The following is a 6501-nucleotide window of genomic DNA, read 5'->3' on the forward strand; positions in this document are numbered from 1 at the left end:
TCGCTGTCCGCGGAGGGCCTCACGCACGGGAGATCGCCGCATACCTGGCCGAGACGCGCGACACCGAGATGTCCGCGACCACCATCACCGCGATCACCGACCGTGTCGTCCGCGACGACGTGGTCGCCGAGGGATCACCATCGACTTCCGCTCACCCCCGTCGCGCCCGTTGCCGCGCCGGTGCGGGACAAGCGAGGATCACGCTGCCCGCGACGCACCAACAGCCCAGCTGATCAGGGGGATTCATGGCACGCATGACCGCACGCTGGATCGGCGTCGTTGCCGCCGTCGGGCTCGTCCTCACCGCATGCGGGGGCGGCGACGACAAGGGCCCCGGCGGCACGGACATCGGGAAACCCGGCTCCGGAACGGACGGCCTGCGCGCCGCGCTCGCCGCCGTCACCGAAGAGTCCGTCAACGGATCCGGTAGCGCGATGCTCCACTTCCGTGACGCCGCCAGGCTCCGTGCGCTCGTGGCGGCCGACCGCAAACGCTTCGGGTATGTCGCCGTGGTTCTGGGATGGAGTCCGCTCGGCACGACCGCAACCAACTGGGACACGCCGAACGTTCTGGACCTGCACGTCGACCAAGTCGACACCGCCGTCAGCGTCGGCCCGATGGGTAAGCCCGGTGGCTACTACACCGGAACGTTCGACACGGCAAAGCTGCAATCAGCCTTGGCCGCAAAAGGCTACGCGCAACAAGGCGACCTGTGGTCGGTGGGCGCACCCAACGGCATGTATCAGGCCTATCGGGTGGCCGCGGATCGACTCGAATGGACAAGCGGGAACCCGGTGTTCGCTGCGCGGGAGTCGATCCCGTCGCCGCGCTTGTCAGAGCGCCCCGCCTGGAGGGCCATGGCCGATTGCCTCGGCAACGGTGTATACGCCGCCGACATCCTCCGCGCCCCCGAGGAACGAGCGTCTCTGATCGGTATCGGCTACCACGCCGAGAGCGCGGCGAAATCGTCCGAGGACGTGTGCGCGGTGTACAGCAACCCAGCGGACGCCGAGCGCGCCGCCGGTTGGTGGCGGTCCCACCAGCGTCCCGACAAGCCGGTCGCGGTCACTGTTGTGAAGGCGGGCGACATGACCGCCCTGAAACTCACTGTAGACAACAGCGCTGACCGGCCCGCCGGAGTCTTCGACCTGATGTTCAGCTTCACCATGGGCGGGCAGTCCTTCGGCCCCAGTTTCGGCGGCGAATAGAGGACTGGAAGTGTGGACTCAGGCCGTGGGCGGGGATTGCGGTGGATACACCCGGGTGAGGCGTTGCACGACCGCGTCGATCTGTCCCAGGGCCGCTTGGGCTTCGGCTGTCTCGGTGTCCGAGGACGCGGCGTCTGCGGGGAGTTCGCGACGCGGACGGGCCGGCCGACGGCCAGGCTGGGGCCACGATGTTTGCGTCATCGACCGGCTCAACAGCCTCCTGCGAAGCCAGGTCGCTGTCTGAGGCGCCGGGCTCGGGGTGGGCAGTGAGGAATTGCGTGGCGAGGTCGCGCAGCCGGGCGAGCGCGGCGTTCGGGTCGAGGGCAAGGTCGCCGTCGCGTGCCTCGCACGGCTGGGTCAAGCAACAGCAGCAGAAGACAGCCCGGCCAGGTCGCGGACGCGGCGGGCGTAGTCGATGCCGTCGAGGATCTGGGCGCGCGTCACGGCGGTGGTCCAGTGCGCGACGAGGTGGCGGCACTCACCCATCGCCCTGCTCCCGCCCGGTGGTGCGGTCCTGGTCGGCGAGGGTGCGGGCGTACGCCGGATTGGCCACGACCAGGGCCGTGCACACGCCGTGCGCGCGGCGCACGAGCGCGTCCTTGACGAGCCAGGAGAAGTAGATCTCCAGGTCGGCCGTGACGCGGTCGGCGATGCCGTCGCTGTCGTAGCGGACGTTGTAGGAGGCATGCGCGACGGTCTGGTCGGCGCTGTTGCGGAACTCCACCGCCCACCCCGCGCGGTCAGCCCTGCCCTGTGGCGCGACTGGTTCCGCGCGGGTTGGATGCGTGTGCGAGGACGCGGCCACGCTGGTGTGTGCGGCGAGGGGGCAGCCCGGCTCGTGCCACACGGGGTCGGCGAAGTGCGGTGCGAGCGTTACCTGCTCGGGGTACGCGTCCGGATCGCGGGGGACGAAGTGCGCGCCGAGGTCCGCGAGGTGGTGGATGACACCGTGCGGGCCGAGCCGGTCGCAGCTCGGGCACGGTAACAGCACGTGGAACCGGATTCCCTGCTGCGCGGGGAGACTCTCCGGCGGCTGGCAGGTGTGTTCGGCGTAGAACGTGAGGCTGCGGCCCGAGGCCGGGTCGGTGACCGGCAGGACGAGCCCTCCGGGTGGGCCGATGGAGGCGGTGACCGCCTCGTGGGGCAGGCCGAGCAGAACGGCGAGTGCCGTCCTCGCGCGCTCGGCTGCGTCGCGGAATGCGCCTTGGGGAACAGCGTAGGCGGCGGCTTCGTCGCGGGCGCGCAGCGCCGCGATCGCACGGTCCCGCAGCGGGATCGCGCTGGTGGTCGAGGTGGTCACGGAAGACTCCTTACGGGACGGGGGGACAAGTTCGGATTGCTGGCGGCGCGGGTGCGGGCAGCGAGGCCGGTGTGCGGCTTCTGGCGTTGTTGGCCGTCCTGCGCCGAGTTGTTCCTGCTACGCGGGGGCCAGCCGGGTGGAGACCGTCGGCCGAGGCGTGGTGCGTCGGTGCCGGGCATCGGCAGCGGTCGGGTCAGGAAGCGGGCGGCGGCGCCAGGTGGCCGCCGGGGCGGTGGGCCGCGAGGACCCGGGTGTAGGTGACGAGTTCGGCGTTCAGGGTCTGGCGAAGTTCGGCGATACGGGCCAGGCCCGTGTCGATGCGCCCGGCCTGCTGGGCCAAGGAGGTCCAGGCTCCGCTGAGCCCGAGGTGGGTGTCGGGGTCGGCAGCGGCGCGGGCGGCCTCGGTGGAGGCATGGGCGATGTCGCGGGCGGCTTCGGTGTCGAAGAAGTCCAGCCGGGTCGCAGTCGTCACGAGCAGGCTCGCGAGCGCGGCGAGCGCCTCATCGTCCTTGTGCCGGAGCACCAGTTCGTACGGGTCGACGCCGACGTGGTCGCGGACCATGCGGGTGCCGAGCGGCACGCGCGCGACGGTGGTGTGCGGGGCGGTCGTGTTGGCGGTCATGGCGACGGGTCCTTTCGGTGCGGATGCCGGCTTCAGGCCCGAGGGCCGGGCGCCGGTGAGGCGGGTGGAGTGTCAGGGGCAGCCGGAGCGGTGCGCCCGAGCTGTCGGCGGGCGGTTCGGTGACGCGGCGGGCGTCGTCCATCTCCCCGTTCGGCAGGGTGGTGTGGGTGAGCAGCCGGATGCCGTCGGCGGCGCGGAGTACGAGCCAGGGGTGGTCGCGGGGCCATCGGTCCTGGCCGAGCGCGCACAGCACGGTACGGGCGAGGCTGGCGCAGGCGGTGTCGGTGAGCGGGCCCGCGCCGGGGTCCTGATCCGGGGCGAGGTGGAGGACCGCGATCGGTCCGGGGGCCTGGCCCGCGTCGGCCGCGCGCGGGGCGCGGCCGAGCGCGGCGTCGATCATGTCGCGGCCGGTGAAGCGGCGTGCCGGTCCGTCGTACAGGCCGGGGCGATCCAGGTGCGCCGCGATGCGGGACAGGCCTCCCCCGGTGGCCGGGTCGACGGTCGGTGCGAGGCTGTCCGCGGCGAGCACCCGCGGTGTGCGCGTGGGGTCGCGGTAGAGGTCGGACAGGGCGCCGAACGCGTCGGCGGCGTAGTGCAGGCGGACGGTCGGCACGGCATGACTCCTCGGATCGGGCACGGGCGTGCAGGACACGGCGGGGCGCACAGTCAGCGCCGACTGCGCGGCGCGGGGGCCGCGATGTACGGGCGGACGGACGCCCACGCGGGCAGGTCACCGATGCAGCGGGGCAGCCCCGGGGCGGTCATGGCACGCATGACGGCGGCGATCACGAAGGCAGGGGTAGAGGGGGTGAAGCGGGCCTTCCACAGCACCCGGCCCGCGGTGGGGGCCCGGCGTACCCGCAGCCGCCAGCCCGCCTCCGGGGTGTCGCATTCGAGTGCGGCCGTGGCGTCGGGCGACCGTGCGACGCGGGTGTCGTCGTAGAAGTGGTCGATGTGCCAAGCGGCTTCGCGCAGGAGCTGCCACACAGTTTCGGGGTTGCCAGGGTCGGCGAGCGCATCGGGTTCGGTGCGGCCAGGGACGGCGAGCGACTCGAGGACGGCGGCGACCATCTCCTGGGGCACGTGTTCGCCGGAGGGCACCAGGCAGCCGTCGTTGAACCAGCCCGACCAGGCGGCGGCTTCGTGAAGGCGCGCCCGTACGGTCCAGATCCCCCGAACGTGGTCGGCGGTGCCTTCCTGGGCGGCGGGGCGCCGGTACGGGTCCCCCCGCGGCGGCTCGGGCACGTACCCCAGCCGTGCCCGGCCGTCCGGGCTGCGCCAGCGGGTGTTTCCGGCGTCGTCGTGCGTGCACGGCCACCCCGCCGCGCGGGCGGCGGCATCGACGGCGAAGGCTGCGTCGCCCGCGAGCCACGGTGGGCATGCGAGCACGACCCGGCGCGGGCCGGTGCGCGAGGGAACGTGCTGTCGAGCGGTCATGGAACACCTCCGAAAGCGGGTCGTGCGATGGGCAAGCGGGCGGGGTGCCAGCGGCGTTCGGCCGGGGTTGCGGGGGCGCTGCGGGCCCTGGGCCGGGGCGGGGGGCCTGATGGGCGCCCCGGCCCAGGGGTCATGGGGCCGGTGTTCAGTCGTGGCAGGCGCGGAGGAGGGCGCACTCGGCGGTGTGCCAGACGGGGTCGAGTGCGCCCGGCGCGGACACGTAATCGGCGATGACCGCGTTCTCGTCGAGATTGCGGGGCGAGAAGTACAAGCCGAGGTCGGCGAGTTCGCGGACCTCGTGTACGGGGATCGAGCGGCGGCATCCCGGGCAGGGGGCCATGACGTGGAACCGGAACGCGGGCGCGTCACGGTGACCCGGGGCGGGGTGGGTTCGTTCGGCGAGGAACGCGAGAGTGCCACCTTGGGACGGGTCGACGACGGTGAGGACGACCGTGCCGTGCGGTGCGAGCGAGGCGAGGATGCCGGCCTCGCCTACGCCGAGGATCCCGGCCAGCGCCATCCGCGACGCGTAGGTGGCGCGGACGGCGTCGGGAGGAAGGTCGCCCCCGCGGTCGGCGTGTTCGGCGCGGGCGGCGGCCTCGTCCCGGGCGCGCAGCGCCGCGACGGCGCGGTCGCGCAGGGAAGCCGGGGTGGTGATGCGGGTGCAGGTGTCGGCGGCCATCGGGAAGTCCCCCTTGTCTCACGCGGGTTCGGGAACGAGGTGGCGGTGCAGGGCTCCGGGCCCGGCCGGGGCTTGTGCGGCCGGCGGCCCGGCCCGGGGCGTCGGGCGGCGTGGGCGCAGGACCGCGCGGCGCGCCGTCAGCCGGCGGGGTGCGGGGCGTGGGCGGCTGTGGGGCCGGGCGCGTCGTGGTCGAGGTCGCCCCACGCGTCGATTAGGCGGGCGAGGTGGCGGCGGGTGGCTTCGTGGGCGGCGGCGACGCGGAGGAGCTCGCCGCGGTCCCGCATCTCGGGACTGGACGTGGCGCGACGGTGGTGACGGATGTCGCTTGCGGCTTCGGCGAGTTCGACGGCGTCGTACTGGAGGGCATGCAGGAGGGCCTTGTCGAGGCGGTCGAGTTCGCGGGCGGTGTCGCGGATCACCTCGGCGAGGACCGCGTGGGGCCCGGCGCCGGTGCAGTCGCGACCCAGTGCGGTGTAGGTGGTGCCGTGCAGCGCCGAGGTCATGACGGCGCCGAGTCCGGGGCGCGCCGTGGTGGCCGCCTTTGCGGGGGCACACGGTGGCTGGCGGCTCTCCGGCCCGGGGCGGGGGGCGCCGTCGGGCGCACCGGTGCTGTGCGCGGCACCGGCGTAGATCTGCGCTGCGGCGTGCAGGGCATCGAGGCGGATCCGGACGTAGCAGTCGGCGGCGGCGAGATTCTGGACGCGGTCCACCAGGTGTCCCCAGGAGAACTGCCGGTGGGCGTCCGTGGCTTCGGCAAACGGGGCCACATCCCAGGCTAGGCGTGCGGCGTCGCGTGCGAGGCGTTCGTCGAGTTCGTCGACTTCGCCGGCGGCACCAAGGAGGTACCGGGCGAGCGCAGCCGACACGGGGCCGGCGGAGCCGTCGGGCGGGGCCAGCTCGGCGGGGTCGGTGACGCCGAGGAATCGGCACAGTGCACGGGTGCCAAGCGGCACGTGGTCGCAGGAAGGCTCGGCGGCGGGCGGGTTGCGGGTCATGGGTTCGCCTCCTTCGGGCGGGCACGGGAACGCGGCGGCGCGATCGATGCGGTGGGCGTGCGTCGTGCAGGGCCCTGGGCCGGGACTGGGGGGAGCCGGGCGGCGGCCCCGGCCCAGGGCAGTGCCGGCGGGCGGGCGGCGGGTGCGGGCGGCCCGCCCGGGGGCGGGTGATGCCGGGCCTCGGGCCGGGGGGTACGGGGGGGGGGGGCCCCGGCCCGTGGGGGTCAGGGGGTGCCGCGGTCAGCGGCGGCTGTGGC

8 protein-coding genes are annotated in these 6501 nt (G+C 73.9%); 1 reads left to right on the forward strand and 7 read right to left on the reverse strand.

Translation table 11 applies throughout. The features are described from left to right. The first annotated feature begins 245 nt into the window (after window positions 1-245). Window positions 246-1208, forward strand: a complete 963-nt coding sequence (locus QI554_RS31055) for a hypothetical protein (RefSeq protein ID WP_281474606.1) — start codon at window positions 246-248, stop codon at window positions 1206-1208. 357 nt (window positions 1209-1565) lie between these two features. On the opposite strand, the gene QI554_RS31060 is transcribed toward QI554_RS31055, so the two are convergent. The 7 genes from QI554_RS31060 to QI554_RS31090 all read right to left on the reverse strand — a co-directional run bounded on the left by QI554_RS31060 (window position 1566) and on the right by QI554_RS31090 (window position 6244). Beyond that, a complete protein-coding gene (locus tag QI554_RS31060; protein WP_281474608.1) occupies window positions 1566-1694 on the reverse strand; it encodes a hypothetical protein in 129 nt (42 codons plus the stop codon). Then, a complete protein-coding gene (locus QI554_RS31065; protein ID WP_281474609.1) occupies window positions 1687-2508 on the reverse strand; it encodes a hypothetical protein in 822 nt (273 codons plus the stop codon). The genes QI554_RS31060 and QI554_RS31065 overlap by 8 nt, the downstream gene beginning before the upstream one ends. Before the next feature lie 193 nt (window positions 2509-2701). Continuing rightward, entirely contained in the window at window positions 2702-3088 is a 387-nt protein-coding gene (locus QI554_RS31070) for a hypothetical protein (RefSeq protein ID WP_281474611.1), read from the reverse strand. Next, window positions 3009-3743, reverse strand: a complete 735-nt coding sequence (locus QI554_RS31075) for a hypothetical protein (RefSeq protein ID WP_281474612.1) — start codon at window positions 3741-3743, stop codon at window positions 3009-3011. Before QI554_RS31075 ends, QI554_RS31070 begins: the two co-directional genes overlap by 80 nt. A gap of 53 nt (window positions 3744-3796) precedes the next feature. After that, window positions 3797-4567, reverse strand: coding sequence for an SPDY domain-containing protein (locus QI554_RS31080; protein WP_281474614.1), 771 nt, complete (start codon window positions 4565-4567; stop codon window positions 3797-3799). 145 nt (window positions 4568-4712) lie between these two features. Continuing rightward, on the reverse strand, window positions 4713-5249 hold the full coding sequence (locus QI554_RS31085) for a hypothetical protein (RefSeq protein WP_281474615.1): 537 nt from the start codon (window positions 5247-5249) through the stop codon (window positions 4713-4715). Window positions 5250-5386: 137 nt separating this feature from the next. Beyond that, complete coding sequence (locus tag QI554_RS31090) at window positions 5387-6244, reverse strand: hypothetical protein (protein ID WP_281474616.1); 858 nt, start codon at window positions 6242-6244, stop codon at window positions 5387-5389. Between the last annotated feature and the right edge of the window lie 257 nt (window positions 6245-6501).

Origin of the sequence: Yinghuangia seranimata (assembly GCF_029953285.1) — a bacterium.
Taxonomy (GTDB): domain Bacteria; phylum Actinomycetota; class Actinomycetes; order Streptomycetales; family Streptomycetaceae; genus Yinghuangia; species Yinghuangia seranimata.